The following is a 26,692-nucleotide window of genomic DNA, read 5'->3' on the forward strand; positions in this document are numbered from 1 at the left end:
AGTCCTAACATCACAAATATTTACGATTATCCTGTATATAAAACAAAACTTTTACCACGACAGAAACTGGCCAGGCTGAGATTGAGTTTTTTTGCCATCTCGATTGCCATACTGGTCGGTGCCGAAATGGTCGCCAATAGTGCAATATTGGATTGGGCGCATTTACGGATCAGCTCATAACTGGCGCGGCTGGTCATCATCACAAACCCGTTGGCAATATCCAGTTTTTGCTCGGCCAGATGACCGAGTAACTTATCCAGGGCATTGTGTCTTCCGACATCCTCAAACAGAGCAGTGATTTCGCCATCAACGATCCAGGCCGCAGCATGCGCACCACCCGTTAATTCACTAATTTTCTGGCGGGCCTTGAGTTGTCTCACCGCCTCCGGAATCTGGTCAAGCCATTTGGCCTGCCGATGGGTGGTCACTGCAGGTAAACCGGTATAAAACTGTTGCAGGCTTTCGATACCACATAACCCACAACCGGTACGTCCGACCATCATTCGCCGGTGCGCTTTTAAAGCCATAAATGCACGCGATGAAATCGTCATTTCGATCTGTATTCCCAGATCATTCTGACTGATCTCAAGCGCATATAGTTCACTCAGGCTTGATAATATTCCTTCTGACAGGCTAAACCCCTTGGCAAACACGTCAAGATCTGAAGGGGTTGCCATCATCACGGCATGAGAAATCCCGTTATAGATCAATGCAACAGGATATTCCTGTACAATATAGTCCATTTCATCGGCAAACATCTCCCCATCAAAACGGTGCACCTGCACCGTTTCATAACCTTGTGTTTTGGTATCCACCCCAGCCCTCACTGCTTGAATAGCTATACGCCACCCACACGTTCATTGGCATGTTCAGGATCAACCTCTACAGCCAGATTAAAATGTGCCGGTGCCTGCCCGGCATGCAAGATCACCGGAATGCTTTTTGATGCAGGGATTTTGGCATATTTGTCGTGGCTACCCAAAGCCACCAACGGATTGGTTTCTGGATAATAAGCCGCCAGACTTCCCCGTGGAATGTTATAAGGCACGATACGGAAACTATGCACAATCCGTTTCACACCATCTGAAAATACACTTTCGATATCAACCCACTGATCGGCCTCAAAGCCCGCAGCGTCAATATCTGCCTGATTCATAAACAAGACACGGCGTTGCCCGAATACACCACGATAACGGTCATCCAGACCATATAAGGTGGTATTGTACTGGTCATGCGAACGTGTGGTCATCAAGGTATACACCTGCTGCTCAGTATAGGCAGCGGCATACTGATTTTCTTTATCTTCATACACTTCGGACAATGGTGTAATCAGGAACTGTGCTTTACCACTTGGTGTGTTCCAGACATGCTGGTTGGCAGGATGCTCTAAATGGAAACCGCCGGGCTGGTAGACCCGCTGGTTAAAGTCATGAAATTCATCAAAGACCTCTGCAATGGAATCCCGGATACGGTCATAACTTTCAATATACCAGCGCCATTTAATCGAGCTGTCGGGCAAGGCTGCCTCAGCCATACGGGCGACAATATCAGGCTCGGATAAAATATTTTCAGAAATTGGCGGATTACGCCCTGCCGAAAGATGCACGTTACTCATCGAGTCTTCAACTGAAATCGCCTGTGGCCCATGCACCTGCATATCCACTTCGGTACGGCCCAGACAAGGCAACATCAAGGCATCCTGACCACAGACCAGATGGCTGCGATTAAGCTTGGTGGTAATGTTCACGGTCAGGTTACAACGGCGTAAAGCTTCCTGGGTATATGGGGTATCGGGAGTCGCTACCGCAAAGTTACCGCCCAGGCCAATAAATACTTTGACATCGCCCTCATACATCGCCTTGATGGTATCTACCACGCCAAAACCATGTTTACGCGGTGACTTGATGCCAAAGACACGATCAATACTGTCCAGCAAGGCATCGCTCGGATTTTCATTGATGCCCATGGTACGGTCACCCTGTACATTGCTGTGACCGCGTACCGGACATAAACCTGAACCGGGACGTCCAATATGCCCTCTCGCCAGCATCAGGTTGGCCAGCATATGGATATTGGCCGTTCCATGACGATGTTGAGTAATCCCCATCCCCCAGCAGAAAATGGCGGTTTTTGCCTCCAGATACATCTTGGCAATCGATTCAAGCTGTTCCGGTGGCAGGCCGGTGTGCTTGTGAATCTGTGACCATTCGGTGCGTTCCACTTCAGCAAGCATCGCCTCGAAACCTTGCGTATTTTTCTCGATAAAACTACGATCAAAAACACTGGATTTACCTTTGGCAAGGGCCTGCCGGTCCCATTCCAGCAAATGCTTCATTACCCCGAACATCAAGGCATAATCACCACCGATTTTGGGCTGGAAATAATAGCGGCTAATCGGGGTACTGCCATTGGTCATCATCTCTAGCGGAGCCTGCGGGTCCTGAAAACGCTCCAGACCGCGTTCTTTAATCGGGTTAATCGCGATAATGTTGCCCCCGCGTCTGGACACCTCTCTCAAGGTCGCCAACATACGTGGGTGATTGGTGCCGGGGTTATGCCCAAAACTAAAAATGGCGTCGGCCTGATCAAAGTCATCCAGAATCACGGTTCCCTTACCCAGACCAATCGAGTCTTTTAAACCGACACTGGTCGTTTCGTGACACATATTGGAACAATCAGGGAAATTATTGGTACCAAAGCTTCTGACAAAAAGCTGGTATAAAAAGGCAGCTTCATTGCTGGCGCGACCAGAAGTATAAAATGCGGCCTGATCCGGATGATCCAGTGCCTGTAAATGCTTGGCAATCAACTGGAAAGCGTCATCCCATGAAATCGGTACGTATTTATCCGAAATAGGGTCATAACGCATTGGATCGGTTAGGCGTCCGAGGTCTTCCAGATAGAAATCGTTCTGCTCGGCAAGCCAGCTGACCGTATGCTGCGCAAAAAACTCGGGCGTAACAGTTTTACTGGTGGCTTCAAACGCAACCGCTTTGGCACCGTTTTCACAAAAATTAAAGGCATGTGCATCCTTTTTTTCAGGCCATGCACATCCGGGACAGTCAAAACCTGTAGGCTGGTTGATATTTAATAATGTAATCGAACCTTTTTTTAAAATATCCTGTCTTTTCAAATTCCTAGCAACACTTAATAATGCCCCCCAGCCACCTGCCGGTTGAGTATAAGGCTCAATTCTTGCGTAGCTCGTATTCTCTTGCTTGTGAATAGTTTGTTCTGAATTATCCATCAGGTTGCCCTCATCTGAGCTATTTTTAACATTTGCTACAGATAGGATTAACATGAATTGTGTTTCTTTTCCATGCCAGTTTTGTCTCATGCTCGCTTTCAGCCAGCCTGATTCTGTCCCGGTCTAAATAGTCATCACCATATCCAGCGGCCTGAGCGGCTGGGCAGCAAGAGCCGGGGCACCAGCATGCCTTGCCAAAAGCACCTGCTGTTCAGGTTTCCGCTTGCTTGTTTATAGCGCCGGAAGGTTGCACATGTGCTGCATTCTGCTTCTGTCGGGAAGGCATATAATCTGGCTGGTGAGTTACTGCCAAAAAGAACAACACCAGAAACAAACAGCCTAATAAAATGCTGATCCCGACTGCAAGATATGGAAATCCGGATTGCTGCTGAGCCATGAATGTAACTCCTGTTCAAATAGTAAATTGAGATATGCCCTATCGCATGGACAAAATCTTAAAGCTCGCCCCATTCTGGATACGGGTCTGCATGTATTCGGCATAAACCGATAACTTTTCAAAAATATGTTCCGAATAAAACATATCCTCGATCAAATGGGCCGCCTGAGATGAGCTGAACCGGCCAACTTGTGCAACCAGTCTGGCATTTAAACCCGAAAACAGGCTACACAGCGTTTTGTGCAGCTCATCTTTATTTTTAAACAATAATTTGCGGGTATTGATCAATTCACCTGACAACACCGTGTCAGCCCTCCCGGCACCAATCACCTCAATGTTCACATCAAAATAATCTTCCAGACGATGCAGCTGTTCCTGATCAACCTGTAAATGGGTCACCAGAAAAATCTGAAACACATCCGTGCGACACAGTGCCTTGATCAGGGCACGAAACAGAAAATCGGCCTCTGCTTCCGGGCTGTCAACCAGATCAATATAAAGCCTGAGACTATTGATAACTTCTTCGATTTTAAGGTTGATACGCTTTTCGGCCTGATAGTACGGGCACAAAATATCAAGCACTGCAGCGGTAACCGGCGTGGTATAAATCACTGGCTGATTCAGGTTGGCAATGATAAACGGAGCAAATAAATAGCCAAGATCAGCATCATCTTCCCCTATTTCAGCCTGGGCAATATAAGTGACCTGCTGGGTAGAAAAATCCCTAAGCACCTTGCCCCTTAACAAGGTCGCTTCAAGATTGACATACTCAACACGTAACTGCTCTTGTACCGCCTGCGAAGGAACACAGCCCTGAAAAAGCCGGATCAATGCATTCAGTTCTCGGGTGATAAACATAGTCATGCGCCATTCGCTCAGAATCTGGAGTATTCCAACGAATTACAATGCGTGATCAATATTTAACACATTGCGTCGTTGCTTATGTTATTTTGAATAAGATACAAACCTCTGGATAGCTACAGAATTTTGCTAAAAAAATATAACAGATCATTGCAGGTCAACTGATCTGTTATAAAAAAACAAGAAGAAATTGTATCTACTCATATACAGTAGAAGAATGGATGATAAACCAGCTTAAATCAGGCACCCTCGCTCTCTATCTGTGCCTGTCTTTAAGTCCGTTCTTTCACATTTTCCTAGCGACTGCTTGTGCTTGTCTGTTATAGGAGAGGATCTATGGATCTCGGTCTCACAGCTTTAGAATTAGCCCGGATACAGTTTGCATTTACTGTTTCATTTCACATTATCTTTCCCGCTACATCAATTGGTCTGGCCTGCTTCCTTGCAATGCTGGAATGGAAATGGCTTCGCACCCAAAACCCGATTTATAAAGACTTGTTCAAGTACTGGATCAAGATCTTTGCGGTTGCCTTTGGTATGGGCGTCGTTTCTGGTGTAGTGATGAGCTACCAGTTCGGAACCAACTGGAGCGAGTTTTCCCGTGTTGCAGGAGGTGTTACCGGCCCCTTACTCACCTATGAGGTACTGAGTGCCTTCTTCTTGGAAGCTGGCTTTCTGGGCATTATGCTATTTGGCTGGGGGCGTGTCAGTCCCAAAGCCCATTTCTTCGCGACCTTAATGGTCGCCATTGGTACCTGTATTTCCATGTTCTGGATCTTGTCTTCCAATAGCTGGATGCAAACCCCGCAAGGCTTTGCCATTGAAAATGGCATTATTGTTCCAACGGACTGGTGGGCAATCGTGTTTAATCCATCCTTCCCTTACCGCTTTGCGCATATGGCTGTAGCAGCATTTTTGGTCTCCTCGTTATTGGTGGTCGGGACTGCGGCATGGCATTTGCTCAAGGGCCGTCGCGATGAGCTTGTCAAAAAATCATTTTCGATGGGATTATGGATGGTACTGGCCACCTCATGCCTGCAAGTGGTGATTGGCGATAATCATGGCCTGAATACCTTAAAACACCAGCCTGCAAAACTGGCTGCCATCGAAGGTCATTGGGAAACCAACCACAATGAATCCATGCCACTGCTGTTATTTGCCATTCCGGATATGGACAGCGAAGAGAATCACCATGAAATCGGCATCCCTCATTTAGGTAGCCTGATCCTGACTCACTCGCTGCAAGGCAAGGTCACGGGCCTAAAAGATTTCGCACCTGAAGACCGGCCCAATGCCACCATTATATTCTGGAGTTTCCGGGTCATGGTCGGTCTTGGCATGTTAATGGTATTGCTTTCCTTAACCGCTTTATGGCTGCGTAAAAAGGGAATGCTGTACGGTACGTCATGGTTCCATAAATTTGCACTGGTTATGGGCCCGACCGGTTATATCGCCCTGCTGGCAGGCTGGGTGACCACCGAAGTTGGGCGTCAGCCCTGGATTGTCTACGGTGTCATGCGCACCAAAGACGGCTTGTCACATGCTGTAACGGCCGATCAGGTCGGTATCAGCCTGATCATTTTTGTTGTGGTCTATGCCATTGTATTTGGTAGCGGAATCTACTACATGCTGAAGCTATTGAAAAAAGGCCCTGAATTTATTGATGCAATTGAGCCTGAGCCAGCAGGACCCGGTCATTTCAAAACCCCGATGCGACCCCTGAGTGCAGTCGATGAAACGATTGATACCCAGGACACAGGCAAGGAGAAACACCATGATTGATTTATCTCTGATTTGGGTCGGTATTATTGGTCTGGGCGTACTGATCTATGTCATTCTTGACGGTTTTGATCTCGGTATCGGTATTCTGTTCCCGTTCATTAAAAGCAGCGAAGAACGTGATGTGATGATGAATACTGTCGCACCGGTCTGGGATGGCAATGAAACCTGGATGGTACTGGGCGGTGCCGGCCTGTTTGCAGCCTTTCCGCTGGTCTACTCTACTGTATTGTCCGCTTTATATTTGCCTATTATCCTGATGGTCATTGCACTGATTTTCCGGGGAGTAGCGTTTGAATTCCGTTTCAAGGCCAACCGTACCAAACCTTTGTGGGATCTGGCCTTTATCTGGGGTTCGATTTTATCCAGCTTTTTCCAGGGTGTGATTTTAGGTGCCTATATTCAAGGCATCCAGACCAGTAATGGTATTTTCTCCGGCTCGGGACTGGACTGGCTGACACCATTTGCCCTGTTTACAGGGTTGGGCGTGCTGGCCATGTATGCCGCTCTGGGATGTGGCTGGCTGATCATCAAGACAGATCATCAGCTGCAAGATCAAATGTATGCGCTCATGCCCAAACTGATTATTGTTTTGTTTGTGGTGTTTGCCAGCGTCAGTCTGTATACGCCGCTTACCCATCCTGAAATTGCCGCACGCTGGTTTGCCTTGCCGAACCTGATCTACTTCAGTCCGGTGCCAATTCTGGTGGTGTTATTTACTTTCCTTATATTAAAGGCTTGCAAACAGCGACAGGATTACAAACCGTTTATCTATACCTTAGCTCTGGTATTTCTGGCCTTTACAGGCTTTGTTATCAGTTTATGGCCGAACATCATCCCACCTTCTGTTAGCATTTGGGAAGCAGCAGCCCCTCACTCCAGCCAGAAGTTTGCGCTGGTCGGTGCCTTGATCCTGATCCCGATCATTATTGCCTATACCATCCTGTCCTACTGGGTATTTAGAGATAAGGTACGGGTTGGAGATGCTGGTTATCATTAAGGAGCAGCCTTGCATGAAAATAAAATCACGGCATTTAAGTTCAACACAATGGTTTATAATCTTGTGGCTTACCGGCTTTTTTGCACTGGCCCTCATTGCCGGCCTGTTTAGGCTGTTATTGATGCTTGCTTATTAAAAAATGGATGGAATAGCTTTTACTCAAGGCTATTCCATCATCATGGATTTACCCGACTTTATGTATAAATCAGAACAGTTAGCACATAACCTGAAGCTTCTTATTGAAAATGGATCATGGAAGCCACACAGCAAATTGCCCTCCCTGCGGGAACAGGTGAAACGCTCAGGTTTTAGCCTGATTACAGTAATGAATGCCTATCAGGAACTAGAAGCACAAGGACTGATTTATTCAAAAGAAAAGTCAGGCTATTTTGTGGCCGAGCAACCCAACAGCCAGATTCCACACGCCTATTCGGTCGTGTCGTTGAACCCTAAAATTGAAATCAATTCACAGGTGTTTAAGTATCTCAAGTCTATTCAGTCCAAACAGGTCATCCCTTTAGGTTCGGCCTTTCCCGATAGCCAGTTGCTCTATCCACCCAAACTGATGCAGATTATGGGCCAGCTGTCCCGCAACCGGCACAGCTATGACCAGACAACCAGCTTGCCACCGGGCAATTTAGCCCTGCGGCAACTCATTGCCCAACGCTACTGCATGCAAGGCATCCCTACCGATGCAGATGACATTGTCATTACCTCTGGCGGGCTGGAAGCATTAAACCTTTCCCTGCAAGCCATCACCCAGCCGGGCGATTATATTTTATTGCAGCAAACGATCTTTTACGGCGCATGGCAGGCGGCCGAACGTTTGGGCTTAAAGGTGATTACCATTCCTGAGCATCCGCAGCATGGTTTTGATATCGAAGCCTTTGAGCAGGTCATTAAAAATTATCCGATCAAGGTATGCTGGTTCATGCTCAATGCCCACAACCCGATTGGCTTTACGGTAAGCGACGAGATCAAGTACAAGATCGCAAGATTATTACATGAACACCAGATTCACCTGATTGAAGATGATGTCTATGAAGAGTTGTTCTACGGCAACCAGAAACCTTTGCCAATGAAGTATTTTGATCAGCAAAATCTGGTACTGCACTGCTCTTCTTTTTCCAAGACTCTGGGGTCAGGTTTCCGTATGGGCTGGGTATATGCAGGCCAGTTTTCCGAACATATCCAGCATTTACAATTGATGAGTACCATCTCGGCCAATGCCCTGATCCAGAATGCACTGGTTGAATTTCTCTCACATCATCATTATGAAAAACATTTAAGAACCCTGAGACGGGCACTGGAAAAGAATAAAAAGCAGTTTTTTCAGTATCTCAAACAGCATCTGCCAAAAGACTGCAAAGTCCATAATTACCCAAGCGGCTATTTTCTCTGGATACAGTTACCAGAACAGCTCAGCAGCATGGCCGTTTATGAACAACTTATCCGGCAACAGATTGGCGTTGCACCCAGCCCTCTATTTAATGTGCTGCCTTCACACCGGCATTTTATCCGCATGAACTGTTCCTTTGAGTGGACAGCACAAATTCAGCATGCGCTGGAATGCTTTATTCAGACCATTCAGCTTTTTTCCAGTTCGCGATAAAAATAAAAAAACGGCCTTAAAACATGTGTCTTAAGGCCGTTTCAACAGTAAAGCCAGATTAGCCCGGGAAAATACCGCGCTCTTTACGTGCTTTCAAGATACGCTCACAACCCAGAATAAAGGCCGCTGTACGTAAGGTACATTCTTTTTCGCTTGACTTGTGCCATACATCATTAATGGCCTGAACCATCAATTTATCCAGTCTTTCGTTAATTTCTTCCTCAGACCAGAAATAGCTCGACATATCTTGCACCCACTCGAAGTAAGATACGGTAACACCACCGGCGTTACAGATTACGTCTGGAACTACCGTGATGCCACGCTGTACCAGAATGTCATCCGCTTCCGGATAAGTTGGGCCGTTCGCACCTTCAAGAACCAGTTTTGCCGATAATTTTTTCGCACGCTCAACCGTGATCTGGCTTTCCAGTGCAGCAGGGATCAGGATGTCCATGTCTACGCTCCAGAACTCTTCATCACTGATAGCCTGTGCGCCTTCAAACCCGCCAACACCCTGGTGAGTTTCCATGTACACTTTCAATGCAGCAAGATCAATCCCTTCCGGATTGAAAATGGTACCGGTATGATCCTGAATCGTCACGATCTTGGCTTTTGAATCTGCAAACAAATATGCAGCTTCACTACCCACGTTACCAAAACCTTGAACCGCAATTCTGGCACCATCTAAAGGCAGCTTGATTTTTTCAGCAACTTGCTGGCCCGTGATAAATACACCACGGCCTGTTGCCTTGATACGTCCTAAAGAACCGCCCAGGTGTACCGGTTTACCCGTTACCACACCCGTTACCGTATGACCCTGACCAGATGAATAGGTATCCATGATCCAGCCCATTACGTTTGGATTGGTGCCTACATCCGGTGCCGGAATATCTTTTTGCGGGCCAATAATATGGCTGATTTCACTGGTATAACGGCGGGTTAAGCGCTCTAATTCACGTGGAGAGAGCTGACGCGGGTCAACACGGATACCACCTTTTGCACCACCGAATGGTAAGTTCAGTACTGCAGTTTTGATTGTCATCCATGCTGACAGTGCCATTACTTCATTTAAATCTACATCTGGATGATAGCGGATACCGCCTTTACCCGGACCACGTGACAAGTTGTGTTGTACACGATAACCTTCAAAATGACGAATTGTGCCGTCGTCCATAACGATTGGCACGTCAACGATCAAAGCACGTTTTGGGCGCTTCAATGTGTCCACATATCCTTCCAGATTTTCCAGATATGGAGCAACACGTTCGATCTGCTCGAGGTAGGTTGCCCATGGACCGTCATTTTGAGAGACATAAGATAAATTAGACATGTTTTAACCTTTTGATGAATTCACATGATCCATCAATCAAATATGTAGTTAAAAATTATATAAGCGGCTAATTTGGCAGTTCTGCTGTCCAAATCAAACCGTGGATTACATTCCGCCACATCAAAAACTTTAATCTTTCCGGTTTCCTTAATGGCCTCTAGTAATGGGTCAAAAACTGATAAATCAATTCCTTTTACCGCAGGTGCGCTTACACCTGGAGCAATGCTAGCACTAAATACATCAAGATCAACTGTAATATACAAATAGTCAACTTTTCCTGTAAAAGCTGTGATTTTTTCGATTAAAAACTCAACATTTTGCAGTTGTAATTCATAGTCATGGATGTAACTACAATTCAGCCGATCAGCCGTGTCAAAAAGTGCTTTGGTATTGGCGTGTTTTGCGACCCCGATACAAAGATAATTGAACGGTTGCTGATGCTGGGCAGACAGTCGTGCTGCATTTAAAAAAGGTGTGCCGGAGGTGACTTGTTCGGCTTCACGCAAGTCAAAATGCGCATCAAAGTTGATAATGCCAATTTTCTTGTCAGGTTCATGTTGTTGCAGATACTGGAATAGCCCGGAGAAGCTGCCAAAGGCCACCTCGTGCCCCCCACCCAAAACAATCGGCTTCATGCCCTGTTTTAAGCTACGTTCAACCTGGTCTGCCAGCTCTGCCTGCGCCTGTTCCAGTCGCCCATGATCACACACCACGGTACCCAGATCTGCAATCGTGACTGGTTCATGTACGGGCAGGTTGGCCAGTTGCGCGCGAATCATGTCTGGTGCATCGGCTGCCCCCAGACGGCCCTTATTGCGTTTCACGCCTTCATCGGAACTAAAGCCGATTAGAGCGTATGCAGCGTGCTGTTGCGTATTGACCACCTGATGGATACGTAAATGTTGTTCCCCGTCTCCATCGTGCCGTCCTTGCCATTTAAATGAATGATTCATTTTAAATACCGCGTTTAAAAATAAGTTTTAAGCCTAGAGGGCAACTTCATTGCCATGCTGGATGATACGTTTTGGCAAATCGCCACCTAACCAGTAAACAATTTCTGATGGATGTTCGATGTCCCAGGCAACGAAGTCTGCCACTTTGCCCTGCTCCAGACTGCCATGCGTGTCTTGCAGCCCCAGTGCATGGGCAGCATGGATGGTGACGGCAGCCAGCACCTGCTCAGGAGTTAGCCTGAATAAGGTACTGCCCATATTCATCATTAGCCGTAACGACAAGGCCGGCGATGTGCCCGGATTTAAGTCACTCGACAAGGCAATGCGTACCCCATGTCGATGCAGACTGTCCAGTGGAGGGTATTGGGTTTCTCTTAAGAAATAGAATGCACCCGGCAATAACACGGCAACCGTTCCCGCCGCAGCCATGGCTTTTACGTCATCTTCTGTCATGAACTCTAAATGATCTGCCGACAAGGCCTGATAACGTGCAGCCAGACTTGAGCCGCCAAGCGCAGAAAGCTGTTCTGCATGTAGCTTGACCGGCAGGTTTAAAGACCGGGCTGTTTTAAAAACCCGTTCCACCTGAGCCGGAGAAAATGCCAGATATTCACAAAATGCATCGACTGCATCGACCAGACCTTCCTGATGGAGCTTTGGCAACATCTCATTGCAAATATGGTCAATATAGGCATCACTTTGCTGCTGGTATTCAGGTGGTAGCGCATGGGCAGCCAGGCAGGTACTGCGGACGGTCATCGGCAAGGTGGCTGCAAGCTGACGGATGACACGCAGCATTTTACGCTCATTGGCATAGTCCAGACCGTAACCTGACTTGATTTCAATGGTCGTAACACCGTCCCTGAGCAGACAGCTCACCCGTTTCAGTGCCGATGCCAGCAACTGCTCTTCGCTCGCTTCACGGGTTGCACGAACCGTACTGGCAATTCCGCCACCACTTGCGGCAATCTCGGCATAGCTGACACCTTGCAGGCGTTTCTCAAACTCCACACTACGGTTGCCGCCAAATACGCTATGGGTATGGCAATCAATCAGGCCGGGTGTTACCCATGCCCCGTTCAGGTCGATGGTTTCAGTATAAGCATCGGCAGGAAGGTCTTTAAATGTTCCAATCCAGTGAATATGCTGTCCCTGAGTCACAATTGCAGCATCTTCAATACTGGAATATTGACCATGTTGCATGGTGGCGATATGACAGTTTTTCCAAAGCTTTTTCATTTAAAACTCCTCTCGCTGCCCAGACAGGATGGTTGCCTGAGCAGCTTGATGATTAACTTTCCATCTCAACGTTTTGTTGCAAGGTCGGGTTTTCTGTTACTGTGCTGTGCTTGGGTTTTACCCAGATGGTATAGGCAATCCAGAGTAATACCAGCCAGGTTGCACCGACATAAATTGCAGGTCGCGAGTCCGGGAAATATCCCATCATGGCCAAAATAAACAGCATGAATGCAATTGCAAATGCAGGAGCATACGGCCAGCCAATCACAGGGAAATCCAGCGCCTTGATTTCTGCCTTGGACAATTTACGGCGCATCGCAACCTGGGACAGCAAAATCATGAGCCAGACCCAGACCGTTGCAAAAGTCGCGATTGAGGCAATGATGATGAAGACATTTTCTGGAATCAGATAGTTCAGGACTACACCGATTAATAGCACGCCCGCCATCACCACCACGGTCATCCAAGGCACACCGTTCTTGGAGATTTTCTGGAAGGCTTGTGGTGCCTGTCCACGGCTCGACATGCCATACAGCATACGACCGGCACCAAATACATCACTATTGATCGCAGAAACTGCGGCAGTGACCACAACAATATTCAGGATCGTTGCGGCAGACTTAATTCCCAGACTTTCAAAAATCTGTACAAATGGACTGCCCTGACTGCCAATCTGGTTCCATGGAAAAATCGACATCAGAACAAAGATTGTCAATACATAGAACAGCAGGATACGGACCGGCACGGCATTGATGGCGCGTGGAATCGAGGTTTTAGGATCTTTTGACTCGCCTGCGGTCAGACCGATAATTTCAATCCCGCCAAAAGCAAATACCACCACAGACAAACATGCAATCAGGCCGGAAATGCCATTTGGCATAAAGCCGTCATGAATCCACAAGTTTTGAATGCCCGTCGTAAAGCTACTATGATCAGCATGAAAGCCATAAAACATCAGGCCAAAACCACCCAAAATCATGGCCACAATGGCCGAGACCTTGACGATGGAGAGCCAGAACTCAAGCTCGCCAAACACTTTCACATGAATCAGGTTGATTGCACCCAAGAACATGATCAGGGACAAGATCCAGATCCATCTCGGTACATCGGGATACCAGAATCCCATATAAATTCCGAATGCCGTGACATCGGCAAGCGCAACAATGATCATTTCAAAAACATAGGTCCAGCCTGTGGTAAAACCTGCAAGCGGGCCAATATATTGGGAGGCATAATGGCTAAACGAGCCTGATACCGGATTGTGTACGGCCATTTCGCCGAGTGCACGCATCACGATATAAATTGCAATCCCTGCAACAATATAGGCAAGCAATACGGATGGACCTGCCATTTTGATCGCAGTGGCCGAACCATAAAAAAGGCCTGTCCCGATGGCTGAACCCAATGCCAGGAAACGGATATGGCGGGTATTGAGTCCCCGCTGTAATGTGGCGTGTTGTGACATTATAATCTCCAATCCTTGAGGAAATTTAGTTAGATTCGGCCACTCCATGTGACCGATTTATTGATCACACTTCAGACAGACTTGGTAATAGCTTTGGAAGGATAAGTTCGTTCAGGCAACCACTTGCGAGCAATTCGCTGGCTTGCTCGATATCGGGTGCAAAGAAACGATCTTCACTGTAGTAAGGCACTTGGTCACGCAACACTTTACGCGCACGCTCAAGTTTTGGAGAACTCTTTAATCCTTCACGGAAATCAAGGCCCTGACATGCACCTAGCCATTCCACTGCAAGGATGCCACGAACGTTGTCAGCCATATACCACAAGCGTTTCCCGGCATTCGGCGCCATGGAAACATGGTCTTCCTGATTTGCAGAAGTCGGTAAACTATCAACACTGGCAGGATGTGCAAGTGCTTTATTGTCACTTGCTAACGCAGCGGCTGTTACCTGAGCAATCATGAAGCCTGAATTGACCCCGCCATTGGCAACCAGGAACGGCGGCAACTGTGACATGTGACGGTCCATCATCATCGAAATACGACGTTCAGACAGTGAACCGATTTCGGCAATCGCCAATGCCAGATTATCTGCTGCCATGGCAACAGGCTCTGCATGGAAGTTACCCCCCGAAATCACATCGCCTTCTGCTGCAAATACCAACGGGTTATCCGACACGGCATTTGCTTCGATTTCCAATACTTCTGCCGCCTGACGGATCTGGGTCAAACATGCTCCCATCACCTGTGGCTGGCAACGTAGAGAGTACGGGTCTTGAACCTTGCTGCAATCTTCATGTGAATGTGCAATTTCACTTGATTCAGTCAACAGGTCACGATAGGCAGCAGCTACATCAATTTGACCACGCTGGCCACGCACTTCATGAATACGTGCATCGAATGGCGCACGCGAACCCAGCATGGCTTCAACGCTCAAACCACCACATACGGTTGCTGCGGCAAACAGGTCTTCTGCTTCAAACAGGCCACGTAATGCATAAGCGGTTGATGCCTGTGTACCATTTAGCAGTGCCAAGCCTTCTTTGGCTGCCAGTGAGATCGGTTCCAGCCCTGCAATTTTTAATGCTTCAACTGCCGGCAACCATTCACCTTTATAACGTGCCTTGCTTTCGCCAATTAAAACCAGAGACATGTGTGCAAGCGGCGCCAGGTCACCAGATGCCCCGACAGAGCCTTTTAATGGAATATGCGGATATACTTCAGCATTAATTAAAGCCAGCAACGCATCAATCACTTTACGGCGAATCCCGGAAAAACCACGTGCCAGACTATTGGCCTTAAGCAGCATGATCAGACGCACCATGGCATCATCCAGCGCTTCCCCCACACCTGCAGCATGGGAAAGCACCAATGAGCGTTGTAATTTTTCCAGATCTTCAGGTGCAATCTTGGTCGAAGCCAGTAAACCAAAGCCGGTATTGATGCCGTAAGCAGTCCTGCCTTCATTGACAATTTTTTCCACACAGGCAACGCTGGCATTAATTGCCTCCGATGCACTGTCATCCAGTTTGACCTTGATTGGGTTGAAATAGGCTTTACGGAGATCGGCCAGAGTAAGTTTGCCGGGTTGAATTAAAAGTTCCATCATTGGCGTCCTGTTTTGCACTCTATTGTTCGCTTACGATGCGTTTTGCACAATTGCAAAAAGCATCGTAATGTCCTTGTCTGTTTATTGGGTGATCATCGGCAAGTTCAGGCCTTGCTCTTTGGCACAGTTAATCGCAATGTCATAACCGGCATCGGCATGACGCATAACGCCAGTTGCCGGGTCATTGGTCAGTACACGTGCAATACGAGCCGCTGCTTCATCGGTACCGTCGCAGACGATCACCACACCTGAGTGTTGCGAGAAGCCCATGCCTACACCACCGCCATGATGCAATGACACCCAGGTTGCACCACCAGCAGTATTTAATAACGCATTCAATAACGGCCAGTCCGATACAGCATCCGAACCATCTTTCATTGATTCTGTTTCACGGTTCGGACTAGAGACTGAACCGGAATCGAGATGGTCACGACCAATCACGATTGGTGCTGAAAGCTCGCCACTACGCACCATTTCATTAAATGCCAAGCCCAGTTTTGCACGTAAGCCTAAGCCCACCCAGCAAATACGTGCCGGTAGACCCTGGAAGCTGATACGTTCACGCGCCATATCTAACCAGCGATGTAAATGTTCATCATCTGGAATGAGTTCTTTTACTTTGGCATCTGTCTTGTAGATATCTTCCGGGTCACCTGACAGCGCAGCCCAACGGAACGGACCGATACCGCGGCAGAACAACGGACGGATATAGGCTGGAACAAAGCCCGGGAAATCAAAGGCATTTTCTACGCCTTCATCTTGTGCCATTTGACGGATGTTGTTGCCATAGTCAAAGGTTGGAACACCCATTTTCTGGAAATCCAGCATGGCCTGAACATGTTTCGCCATCGACTGTTTAGCCGCCTTAACCACAGCTTCTGGCTCAGTCTTGGCGCGCTGACGGTATTCTTCCCATGTCCAGCCAATTGGCAAATAACCGTTCAATGGATCGTGGGCACTGGTCTGGTCAGTGACCATGTCCGGACGTACACCACGACGGACCAGTTCAGGTAAAATTTCAGCAGCATTGCCATGCAGTGCAATCGAAACCGCCTTGCCTTCTTCGGTATATTTTTTAATACGCGCCAAGGCATCGTCCAGATCAGTGGCTTGCTCATCAACATAACGAGTACGCAAACGGAAATCGATACTGCTTTGCTGGCATTCGATATTGAGTGAACAGGCACCTGCCAATGTTGCAGCCAGAGGTTGCGCACCGCCCATACCGCCTAAACCGGCAGTCAGTACCCAACGACCTTTCAAGTCACCGTTATAGTGCTGACGACCTGCTTCCACGAAGGTTTCATAAGTGCCTTGTACAATGCCCTGACTACCGATATAGATCCAGGAACCCGCTGTCATCTGGCCATACATGGCCAAACCTTTGGCATCCAGTTCATTAAAATGTTCCCAGTTGCCCCAATGTGGTACCAGGTTGGAGTTGGCAATCAAGACACGCGGCGCATCCTTATGGGTTTTAAATACACCTACTGGCTTACCCGATTGCACCAGCAGGGTTTCATCGGTTTCTAATTGTTTAAGTGTTTCAACAATCTTGTCAAAGCATTCCCAGTTACGTGCAGCACGACCGATACCACCGTAAACCACCAGTTCTTTTGGATTTTCTGCGACATCAGGGTCAAGGTTGTTCATCAACATACGCAGTGGCGCTTCTGTTAACCAGCTTTTGGCATTGAGCTCGGTACCACGCGGTGCGCGAATTTCTACATCACGAAATTTTGTTGTCGTTGTTGTCACAATCGGACTCCTTCCTTTGAGTTTGAACCAGCAAATTAATCTGCCTTTACTGTATAGCAATGTATTAACTTGTATATACATCCATATACTACACAAAACTTTTTTATTGAAAAGATGCTTTTCTATCCTTTTATGAAAATAATTTACAAGCTTATGAAATAAATAGATTTATTTTTTATAGCCAATAAAAAAACACATACAACCTGAGGTCATATGTGTTTTCAAAACCTGATAAAAAACTATTTTTTTGTGAGTTCAACCAGACAAGCCTGCCTTAAATGCCCGGCTTTCATCACGATCTTTTTCAGTAATGTAGCATGCTCAATTTTAAGGCTTTCCTGCTGTTTTAACTGAAAAACCTGCTGCTCAACCTCAATATCCAGAGGCGCCATGCTGTGGTTAAAAATAAAAACCAGATCGGCAGAGCTAAAGATTTCGGTGGTAGAAGGCTCAAGGTACCATTGCAAACGTGCATGCAACTGTCCGGGATCATAGATCAGATTAAAATCCCGTATCGGCCCGTCCGTCAATGCACAACTGGTCTGGCTATCGCCACTGAACTGGGCAGATTGCAGGGTTTTCAGATGCACAGAACTGTCATCAATATCCAGCCGGATACCCGGGCCTTGCAATACCGTAAGGATACGCTGCATACCATTAAACCGGGAAAATTCGCCCGAGCTTTTGACATCGGCCATGGAAATACGCCAGTCAAATGTATCCAGACTGGCACCGTTACTCCGGGCAAGCTCGACCGTATGACCTGCACCATTTTTCCACAGCATCTGCTTATAATCGGTTGTGACTAAATGCCTGATCATTGGGTGAATTTACCTTCCAGATAATAACGGCTACCTGGATAGATCAATCGGGCACTGGAAATCAGCTGTTTATTCGACCAGGTCCGGCGACGAATCAGCAAGCAGGGTTCGGTCTTGTTAATTTTCAGCCATTTACACTCTTGTGCAGAGGCCAGAATGGCCGTGACCACGTGCTCACCCTCTGTTACCGGTGCTTTTGACATCAAGTAGGCATTAGGGGTAATGGCGGTGAAATCCTGTGCCAGATAATCCGGAATCAGCATCGGATCAACCAAACGGTCCTCAATCTGTACAGGAACATCATTTTCATAATGCACGATGATTGAGTGAAACAGCTTTTGCCCTTCACGCATCTGCATCAGCAGGCTTTGTTCGGCATTGGCCTGAATCTGCTCCAGCACCAGCACTTCAGCACGATGTTTATGATTTCGGGCAATAATTTCCTCTGCAATATTATTGACATGGAATAAGGCCGTACGCCCTTGTCCCTCTGCAACAAAAGAACCCACCCCCTGAATACGTACCAACAGGCCTTCGCTGGTGAGTTCACGCAAGGCACGGTTGACTGTCATCCGGCTACAGCCCAGTAAATTGACCAGTTCACTTTCTGAAGGAATCTTTTTGTTGACGGTCCAGCTGCCCTCATAAATTTTTTGCGAAATCATCTGCTTCACACGTAAATACAAAGGAACAGGACTATCTTCTTCCAGAGACAAATCCAGATTGTTTTGCTTTGTCGCTCTTGACATTGGCTAAAACTCATACTAAATATTCTAAATCATTGTATATTGAATTGAGGTAAATTGTATATACAAGCCTATACAAATCAGCTTAATCGATTGAAGTTTCCCGCGTCTCTACCCTAATCCCCTATAAAGAACAGATATAAAAAACGGCAATCCTCCAAGATTGCCGTTTTCATTTGCATGGTTTTAAGTTTAGTTGAGGCTATAGGCAATCACATAATCACCATGATCAGGTGATTGACGCGCACCGCCAGCCGTAATCAGCACATACTGCTTGCCTGTTTTCGGTGACACATAACTGATTGGTGTACCTTGGCTACCGACAGGTAAACGTGCTTTCCAAAGCTCCTTGCCTGAGGATGAATCCAGTGCGCGCAGGTAATAATCCTGAGTGGCAGCAAAGAATACCAGACCGCCCTGTGTGGCCATTGGCCCACCAATGGTTGGCATCCCGATCGGCGCTTTCAGTCCCATTTTGATTCCCATCGGGCCAGTATCTTCTACTGTCCCCATCGGTACTTGCCATGCCACCTGACGGGTTTTCATATCGATTGCCGTCATGGTACCGTACGGCGGTTTCTGGCAAGGAATGTTCAGCTTCGACCAGAAACGGTCTTTATTGACCTTATAAGGCGTTCCTTTCATGGGTACAGCGCCCATTCCGGTATTCACTTTTTCACCGCCATTGGCCTGTAGCGCCAGATCTTCCGGCGTCTGTTCAATCAGCTGAATCCATAAGCCCAAACGCATGTCATTGACGAACATATATTGATGGCTTGGATCAAAGGCAATACTGCCCCAGTTCATACCGCCGAGAGAACCCGGGAAGCTCAATGATTTATCGGTACCCGGTGCAGTAAATAAACCTTCATAACGCATCGATTTAAAGTTGATACGGCACATGAGCTGGTCAAATGGCGTAGCGCCCCACATATCTGACTCGGTGAGTGTCTGGTTACCAATCTGTGGCATTTCGACCGAACGTGGCTGTGTTGGACTGTATTGTTCTCCGGGAATATTTGCCGGTTTCACAGGCTGCTCAACTACTTTTGTGAGTGGCTGTCCCGTTAAACGATCCAGTACAAAGAACTGACCGGACTTGGTACCAATCACCACAGCAGGCTTGTTGCTACCATCTTTCATCGGGAAATCGACCAGACTTGGCTGCATAGGCAAATCAAAATCCCACAGATCATTGTGAACCGTTTGGTAAACCCATTTTTCCTTGCCGGTGGTCGCATCTAAAGCCAGTACGGATGAGTTGTATTTATGGTCCAGTGGTTGACGGTTGCCACCCCATACATCAACAGATGAGCTTCCCATTGGCAAGAATACCGTGTTGGTTTGCGGATCATAAGACATCGCCGCCCATGAGTTTGCTGAACTGCGTTTATAGGTTTCACCATCCTTCAATACATAGTTCGGATCAGGATTGCGTGGATCAAAGGCCCAACGTAATTCACCTGTAATGACATCGTATGCACGAATTACACCACCAGGCATATCCGCTGCAAAGTTATCGGCTATCCGGCTACCGACCACAATCACCGTACCTGCAATGGTTGGCGCCGAAGTCACCTCAAAACGTGGTGCTGTGGTTCCCTCACCCAAGCCTTTGAGCAAGTCAACGGTGCCTTCTACGCCAAAGTCTTTACAACGTTCGCCCGTATCTGCATTGACTGCAATCAAACGGCCATCCGGTGTATTGGTATAGACACGACGTAAGCATGAGGTATTGGTGGCCACCGCTTTTACCGGTGTCGCCCCAGCCAGCGTCGGCTGAACCAGTGCTTGCGTTGAGTCAAAATAAGCCACGCCACGGCAACGTTCCCATGCATCTGACCTGGAATTGACCTCTGCTTTCCAGAGCTGTTTACCGGAGTCTGCTTCCAAAGCGAAAATATTATTATGCGGGGTACACAGGAAAATCTTGTTGCCCACCTGTAACGGGGTCATCTGATCTTCTGCACCATTGCCTGAACCTGTAGTGAAATCACCGGTTCGGAAACGCCAGACTTCTTTCAGCTGGTGCACATTATCACGTGTAATCTGGTCCAGTGCCGCAAAACGGCTGCCTCCTGCATCCTGGCCATAATGCTGCCAGTTAGTCTGCTTCATATCGGTTTTTACCGGGATTAGCGGTAATGCCTGTCCCGACGCAGTGACGGTTGGATGTGGCTGGAACATCTGGTAAAGACCAATCACCATACCGATGACTGTCAGTATCCCCAGACCATAAGCCGGCAGGTCAGCACTCGGCTGAAACTGGTAACGGCGTATGGCAGGCAGGGTAAACATTAATGCAGCAAATAAACCTGCTGGAAACATCAGCCTTGAAAATAAAGGCCAGAATTCCCAGCCAGCATCAAATACGGACCAAAGCAGCGTTCCGGCAAATACCAGGGTAAATAACCATACACCGAGCGCTTTTTTCCTGAAAATAAACAACGCTGAGACCAGTGTAAGCACACCCGAAATCACGAAATACCATGATCCGCCCAAGGTCGCCAGTTTTACCCCACCCACTGTAAAAAACAGTCCGGTCAGCAATAAAACCAGCCCCAAAATAAAACACCATATTTTCAGTATGGTATGCGAGCTTGTAGATTCAGACATACGTCATACTCCTGTATTAGAAATTCAGCCCAACCGAAACACCCGCAACCCAGACATTATCCCGAGACGAATTGCCTTTTGGCTGATAAACGTACTGGATATTGGGGCGTAACATGACTGCCGGGGAATATTGATAAACATAGTTCAGTTCAGCATTTATCTCATCATCACGATCATGGTTGGCAGGGTTCTGGTCATTAAATTTATAGCGTCCCACCCCGAAACCGATCTGGTCGGCTGGTCGTGATGGCAAGGCTCCCTTGTACCAGAGCGCAATTTGCTGGGTATCGGAAATATTGGCGGTTTTGTCATTGTTCCAGACCAGATTCACGGCGCCATATAAACCACCCTTCGGATCTGTGGCATTGCTGCTCAACTGTTGCTGGGTATTGAGCCAGATGGCCGACTTTGGATCTTGTCCTGCTTGTGCATCAACCCGGTCATAATCATGGCTGCTCCAGAAACCGCCAACTTTATACTCGCCCGCCAAGCCGTTTAATTTGTTGGTTTTCCAGGCCAATTCGACAGGAATCAGGACTCCTTTGGCCCGATCCGTAGACAGGTTGAAATTGGCATTGTCCTTCACTTCAGTATTTTCGGGATTATTTTCATAAACGCCCACACCAAAGGTCCATTCGGGCATGAACTGGTATTTCACATTTGCAGCCCAGCCACTCACCGGACCGTTATACCAGACATCGCCCTGACTCTTGCCCACTTGGCCACCACATAAAATCAGGCTCTGAAAATTACAGTGTGAACCATTAAAGTCCTCGGACATTCCCATCCGCCCTAGCTTGAACTGTAAGGTATTGTCCAGAAATCCTGTTTTGATCCATGCTTGCGTCAGGCGCCAGATATTACCGCGCCCATAGATTTCCGTTGGACTACCGTTCATGCCTATATTGCTGGCAATATTACGTCCATCCCGTTTGGTCACGGTCAAAGCAGCCGTGGTATTAGGTAATCCGGCAATCTTGGCCAAATCAAAGTTTGCGCCCAATGCCACCTGATTGGCATTTTTGGTGGGATGATGTTCCAGACCGTCCAGCACGGTTGCTGTCTGGTTCATGACATTGAGGTTAAATTTATAGCCCTCTTTTTCCAGTTGCTGGCGCTGACCATTCCAGTCGCCGAGGAGCCACTGGCGATCCTGTGACCAGAGCTGATCGGCAAAACCAGATTGGGCAGCACATAATGCTACTGCCAGACAGCTCATCTTGAGCAATAATGCATTCGAATTCATGTTCGGCCTCCTTGCCGTTTATTTCAGTTTCACCGCTGAACCGAGTTCAGACGTTGCACCCAGATGATCCGTAATACTTGCTGTCACTGAAGCGACTTGTGCGGTTGGTTTCCAAGTCAGCGTCGCCATTCCTTGCGCATTGGTGGCAGCAACCGCCGAACCTAGATAAAACTCGGCTTCATTTGAATTTGCCGATGAGTTTCCAAAAAACTCGACCTGATAACGCTGGTTCGGTTGCCCTTTGACTTCAACTGCAATTTGCCCTTTGGACAAGCTTAATTTCGGTGCCTGAATATTCTGGTTCGGTTGAGCATTACAGCCTTGATCATTGGCCTGCTTGCAGGTCTTCTGCAAGTTTGCAGGATCAATCTTGACGCCATGACCACGTGAACCAACATAATGGGCGTGTTCCAGCCCCGGAACATCAAATACAATGGCACCTACCCGCTGGTTCGGCACACAACTTCCGCCTGCTTCACAGCGTTTGATTGCTTTACCATTATTCCAGATCTGGTTTTTCGTCAAAGTAATACGGGCATTTGCATCTTTCTCGGAACGAATGGCAATGCCCACCCGATTGCCATGTACCTTATTGCTGTCAAAAATGTTGCCATCACCCGTCAGGTTAAAACCGTTGGAGTTATTGGTCAGCTCGTTATAAGCAATATAGTTGCGCTTGCCCCAGTTGATCTGTAAGCCATCCGAATAATTTTCAAATTTATTGCCGACGACGGCATTGTCATTGCCCCACAAGATTTCAATCCCTTGGGACGGTTCAGGATTGGCTGCTGTAGAGATAAAATGGTTATTGGCCACAAGGTTAAAGGCCGCGCCACGGGTCAGTTCAAGACCATCACCATTGTCCTGAAAATAATTATTCAGCACTTTATTGTTATTGGTGGTGGTTGCTGTTGGATTGCCTTTGCCATCATCACCGGTCAGCATTACCCCTGCACCGCCATAGTTATGCATGATACGGTTATTTTGAATCAGGTTATTGCTGGCACGGTTCAATAAAATTCCGATACAGAAATGGCGGATTTCCAAACCTTGAATGGTTACGCCATTGATGTCACGTAACACGATGCCCGGTAAGGTCGTTGTCCGGACATTGGTCCCGAACTGTCCTTCAACCGCTCCTGGGCAAGCTTCAACTCCTGTGCCTTTAATATAATTCGATCCATCGACTGCAATAAACTCACCTGTTTTTGCCCATTGCGTTCCGATAATTTTTACAGGTGCTTTGATCTCGGGTAATGGACGATTCACTTTAATGGCATAAGGAGCTTTGCCGACTGCCTGAATCAGAATCTCGCTGCTTTCTGTCGGCTTACTGTTGGCTTGCTCAATTGCCCAGCGCAAAGAACCCTTATCAGTATCATCCTGATAACGATCAACAATATACGTTTCTGCTGCTGCCCAACCCGAAACTGCCATAGCGATGGCTAAAGTACTTAAACGTAAGTAAATTGTGTTCATGTCTAAACATCCTTTTTAAATTATTGTGTCGGTTGAACCGTTTTTAAAAACTGTTTCAGCTGGGTCACATCAATCTGGCCGGGTGCCGATGCTTCACCAATCATGCCAAAGCTAAAGCTACCGCCCATGTTGGCAGTGGCGATGCGGGAAATCGTGCCCAGTTTGCCCATCGACATGGTGAGTAATGGCTTTTTAGACTGTTGACTGACTTTCAAGGTCGCATTCATGAGGGTAAATACGTCTTGTTTGTTTTGCGGCATCACTGCAATTTTCAGAATATCGGCGCCTAGCTCATCCTGTTTAAGTAAACGCTTGATAATCTCAGACTCGGGTGGCGTTTTCTGGAAGTCGTGATTGGACATGACGATCAGTACTTTTTTCGCATGCGCCAGTTTCACGGTATCGTTCACAATCTGCTGATCACGGAACATTTCTACATCGAGCATGTCCATAAATGGCTGCTGTAAATATGCCTGATAGGTCTTGCCATAATCGGCATCACTTATAGTTAATTGCCCACCTTCGTTATGGGTACGAATGGTAGCGATCAGCGGTTTAGTGCCTAATATCTGTTTGAGCTCATGGCCTAAGGCAATCACCTGCTTGCGATCACTGGCAAAATTGAGTAAATCAATCCGAAACTCCGCAAGATCGGCATCCGCATTGGCTGCAATGACTTTTGCCTGAGCAATGGCCTGCTCTCTGGTTTTAGCGGTAATGGGCACAATGGTTTTCACCGGCAGCTTTGCCAGCTCAGATAATTCAACCTGCTTTTGCTGATGATCTTGCGCTTGTGCTGTGTGAACCATCAATAAGGGGCTAACAAGCAACATTACTGCTGCCAGTGTTTTCATTTTCATCTGTATCATCCTTAATAATAGATTTGCTAATTCGGCAGAGTCTTATCTAGTTTTGTTTAAATGATAGGATTAGCCTTCGGCTGGACTTACTTTGGTTTTGCCCAAAGTAAGCAAAGGCATCGTCATCTGCAAAACCTGTTTTATTCTTTCAACGATCCTTTCTATCGCAGAAACAATATCGTGCTGATACCACATTCGTAGCATAGCTACTCGTCTTGCGCTCAGACAAAGCGTTGCTTTGTTTATCTTCGCTCAGGTTGCAGATGACATTTTCTCGTATCCAATGTTTCCAAGATTATTACTTATACTAAATATCAAAGAACACGGTTTCATCATCACCTTGAATACGAATATCAAAGCGATAGACCACTTCACCATCCACCTCACTGCGTTTGGCGATTAATGTCTGACGACGTACGGCCCACTCAATGCTGTTTAACACGGGATCATTGGCGTTGGCATCCACCTCATCATCAAAATAGATACGGGTGTGCAAACCGATATTAATGCCGCGAGCAAAAACTGCGACTGCAATATGTGGTGCCTGAATCGAGCCTTTACGGCCGGCAACAGCGCCCGGTTTTATGGTATGAAAACTCCAGAAGCCTGTTTCAAAATTGGCTCCTGTACGCCCCCATCCCTGAAAATGCGGGTCGGCAGTTTTGCCTTGAGTATCGGCCTGACTTGGATAAACCCCATTGGCATCTGCCTGCCAGATCTCCAGTAACACATCTCTTAATGGCAAACCGAGGCCGTCAAACACCTGACCTTCCAGACGAATCCGTTGCCCTTGTGTCTGCTCATTGACTAACCGGTTATCGAAGTTATGCTCAAATACTTCAATATTGGCCTGTTGTGGCAATAAACCGATATGCACATAAGGGCCACCGGTTTGTGATGGGGTCTCTTTCAATTCCTGAAAATTCCATGCATTCATCGTAGGTCTCCCTTATGTCAAATCATTTTCAAAATAAGTCGCACGACGACCACGCAGATGAATATCAAAGCGGTAACAACGGCTATCTGCTTCAATAAAATTGTTTTTATCTTCCAGTGCGATCAAGGCACGACGCTGATCTTCAGACGGAATGGTTTTTAAAATCGGGCAAGTATCAATCAAGGTATCGCCTTCAAAATAAAACTGCGAAATCAGACGTTGCGCCCAACCATCTGCAATCAGGGAAAAATGGATATGCGCCGGGCGCCATTCATTAATCCGGTTACGCCATGGATATGGCCCCGGCTTGATGGTACGGAAAATATAGAAACCATTTTCGTCAGTTAAGGTCCGGCCACAGCCACCAAAGTTGGGGTCCATCGCACCAATAAACTTGTCATTGGGATGACGATAACGACCCGATGCATTGGCTTGCCATACTTCCAGCAAGGCATTTTTCACAGGACGCCCAAACTGATCACGTACATAACCATGCACAATAATACGTTCCCCAATCGGTAGCCCATCTTTGGCATAGTTCAGGATCAGGTCATTATCTTTGGGGCCAAAAATATCTGGTGAAAAATGTGGTGCAGTGACTTCTGTCAAGGTTTGGTTAATTGAAATCAATGCATTCTTTGGCGAGCGTAATACACTGGTCTTATAGCCAGGTGTATATGCTGGCGGATGATCATCGGTGTTTCGTTGTGGGTATGCACCTAATGTATGCTTTAACATGC

The 26,692-nt window shown here is 47.2% G+C and carries 21 protein-coding genes; 3 read left to right on the forward strand and 18 right to left on the reverse strand.

Going from position 1 to position 26,692, the window contains the following annotated elements:
• Positions 1-26 precede the first annotated feature (26 nt).
• The 4 genes from fdhD to OC23_RS12535 all read right to left on the reverse strand — a co-directional run bounded on the left by fdhD (position 27) and on the right by OC23_RS12535 (position 4,502).
• Positions 27-815: a formate dehydrogenase accessory sulfurtransferase FdhD gene (fdhD, locus tag OC23_RS12520; protein ID WP_038345196.1), complete on the reverse strand. Its 789-nt coding sequence runs from the start codon at positions 813-815 to the stop codon at positions 27-29.
• 23 nt (positions 816-838) lie between these two features.
• Positions 839-3,247 (reverse strand): FdhF/YdeP family oxidoreductase, encoded by a 2,409-nt coding sequence (locus OC23_RS12525; RefSeq protein ID WP_038345604.1) that lies wholly within the window; start codon positions 3,245-3,247, stop codon positions 839-841.
• A gap of 211 nt (positions 3,248-3,458) precedes the next feature.
• On the reverse strand, positions 3,459-3,644 hold the full coding sequence (locus OC23_RS12530; RefSeq protein ID WP_038345198.1) for a cbb3-type cytochrome oxidase assembly protein: 186 nt from the start codon (positions 3,642-3,644) through the stop codon (positions 3,459-3,461).
• A gap of 39 nt (positions 3,645-3,683) precedes the next feature.
• Positions 3,684-4,502, reverse strand: a complete 819-nt coding sequence (locus tag OC23_RS12535) for a hypothetical protein (RefSeq protein WP_038345199.1) — start codon at positions 4,500-4,502, stop codon at positions 3,684-3,686.
• 339 nt (positions 4,503-4,841) lie between these two features.
• Here OC23_RS12535 and OC23_RS12540 point away from each other — a divergent pair, with 339 nt between their 5' ends.
• The 3 genes from OC23_RS12540 to OC23_RS12550 all read left to right on the forward strand — a co-directional run bounded on the left by OC23_RS12540 (position 4,842) and on the right by OC23_RS12550 (position 8,896).
• Entirely contained in the window at positions 4,842-6,287 is a 1,446-nt protein-coding gene (locus OC23_RS12540; protein WP_038345200.1) for a cytochrome ubiquinol oxidase subunit I, read from the forward strand.
• Positions 6,280-7,284 (forward strand): cytochrome d ubiquinol oxidase subunit II, encoded by a 1,005-nt coding sequence (gene cydB / locus OC23_RS12545; protein ID WP_038345202.1) that lies wholly within the window; start codon positions 6,280-6,282, stop codon positions 7,282-7,284. The genes OC23_RS12540 and cydB overlap by 8 nt, the downstream gene beginning before the upstream one ends.
• Before the next feature lie 196 nt (positions 7,285-7,480).
• A complete protein-coding gene (locus OC23_RS12550) occupies positions 7,481-8,896 on the forward strand; it encodes a PLP-dependent aminotransferase family protein (RefSeq protein WP_038345605.1) in 1,416 nt (471 codons plus the stop codon).
• A gap of 58 nt (positions 8,897-8,954) precedes the next feature.
• Here OC23_RS12550 and OC23_RS12555 read toward each other — a convergent pair whose 3' ends face one another.
• The 14 genes from OC23_RS12555 to pcaH all read right to left on the reverse strand — a co-directional run bounded on the left by OC23_RS12555 (position 8,955) and on the right by pcaH (position 26,690).
• A complete protein-coding gene (locus tag OC23_RS12555; RefSeq protein ID WP_038345203.1) occupies positions 8,955-10,226 on the reverse strand; it encodes a Glu/Leu/Phe/Val family dehydrogenase in 1,272 nt (423 codons plus the stop codon).
• A gap of 32 nt (positions 10,227-10,258) precedes the next feature.
• Positions 10,259-11,179 carry a formimidoylglutamase gene (gene hutG / locus OC23_RS12560; RefSeq protein ID WP_038345204.1) on the reverse strand — a complete coding sequence of 307 codons (921 nt, stop codon included), beginning with the start codon at positions 11,177-11,179 and terminating at the stop codon, positions 10,259-10,261.
• Positions 11,180-11,212: 33 nt separating this feature from the next.
• The gene (gene hutI / locus OC23_RS12565; RefSeq protein ID WP_038345205.1) at positions 11,213-12,418 is read right to left on the reverse strand and encodes an imidazolonepropionase; all 1,206 of its coding nucleotides are present in this window, start codon (positions 12,416-12,418) and stop codon (positions 11,213-11,215) included.
• Between the two features lie 52 nt (positions 12,419-12,470).
• Positions 12,471-13,883: an amino acid permease gene (locus OC23_RS12570; protein ID WP_038345206.1), complete on the reverse strand. Its 1,413-nt coding sequence runs from the start codon at positions 13,881-13,883 to the stop codon at positions 12,471-12,473.
• Between the two features lie 64 nt (positions 13,884-13,947).
• Positions 13,948-15,486, reverse strand: coding sequence for a histidine ammonia-lyase (gene hutH / locus OC23_RS12575; RefSeq protein ID WP_038345207.1), 1,539 nt, complete (start codon positions 15,484-15,486; stop codon positions 13,948-13,950).
• Positions 15,487-15,570: 84 nt separating this feature from the next.
• The gene (hutU, locus tag OC23_RS12580; protein WP_038345208.1) at positions 15,571-17,247 is read right to left on the reverse strand and encodes a urocanate hydratase; all 1,677 of its coding nucleotides are present in this window, start codon (positions 17,245-17,247) and stop codon (positions 15,571-15,573) included.
• A gap of 239 nt (positions 17,248-17,486) precedes the next feature.
• Positions 17,487-18,068, reverse strand: a complete 582-nt coding sequence (locus OC23_RS12585; protein WP_038345210.1) for a HutD family protein — start codon at positions 18,066-18,068, stop codon at positions 17,487-17,489.
• A complete protein-coding gene (gene hutC, locus OC23_RS12590; RefSeq protein ID WP_038345211.1) occupies positions 18,065-18,817 on the reverse strand; it encodes a histidine utilization repressor in 753 nt (250 codons plus the stop codon). Before hutC ends, OC23_RS12585 begins: the two co-directional genes overlap by 4 nt.
• Positions 18,818-19,006: 189 nt before the next feature.
• Positions 19,007-21,430, reverse strand: coding sequence for a glucose/quinate/shikimate family membrane-bound PQQ-dependent dehydrogenase (locus OC23_RS12595; RefSeq protein ID WP_038345212.1), 2,424 nt, complete (start codon positions 21,428-21,430; stop codon positions 19,007-19,009).
• A gap of 16 nt (positions 21,431-21,446) precedes the next feature.
• Positions 21,447-22,676 carry a carbohydrate porin gene (locus tag OC23_RS12600; RefSeq protein ID WP_038345213.1) on the reverse strand — a complete coding sequence of 410 codons (1,230 nt, stop codon included), beginning with the start codon at positions 22,674-22,676 and terminating at the stop codon, positions 21,447-21,449.
• An 18-nt stretch (positions 22,677-22,694) separates the two neighbouring features.
• Positions 22,695-24,155 (reverse strand): nitrous oxide reductase family maturation protein NosD, encoded by a 1,461-nt coding sequence (locus OC23_RS12605; protein ID WP_038345214.1) that lies wholly within the window; start codon positions 24,153-24,155, stop codon positions 22,695-22,697.
• Between the two features lie 20 nt (positions 24,156-24,175).
• A complete protein-coding gene (gene aroD, locus OC23_RS12610; protein WP_038345215.1) occupies positions 24,176-25,015 on the reverse strand; it encodes a type I 3-dehydroquinate dehydratase in 840 nt (279 codons plus the stop codon).
• Positions 25,016-25,322: 307 nt separating this feature from the next.
• A complete protein-coding gene (gene pcaG / locus OC23_RS12615; protein ID WP_038345216.1) occupies positions 25,323-25,952 on the reverse strand; it encodes a protocatechuate 3,4-dioxygenase subunit alpha in 630 nt (209 codons plus the stop codon).
• Positions 25,953-25,964: 12 nt separating this feature from the next.
• Entirely contained in the window at positions 25,965-26,690 is a 726-nt protein-coding gene (pcaH, locus tag OC23_RS12620) for a protocatechuate 3,4-dioxygenase subunit beta (RefSeq protein ID WP_038345217.1), read from the reverse strand.
• Positions 26,691-26,692: the final 2 nt, after the last annotated feature.

This window comes from Acinetobacter sp. A47 (assembly GCF_000805455.1).
In the GTDB taxonomy this organism is placed as follows: domain Bacteria; phylum Pseudomonadota; class Gammaproteobacteria; order Pseudomonadales; family Moraxellaceae; genus Acinetobacter.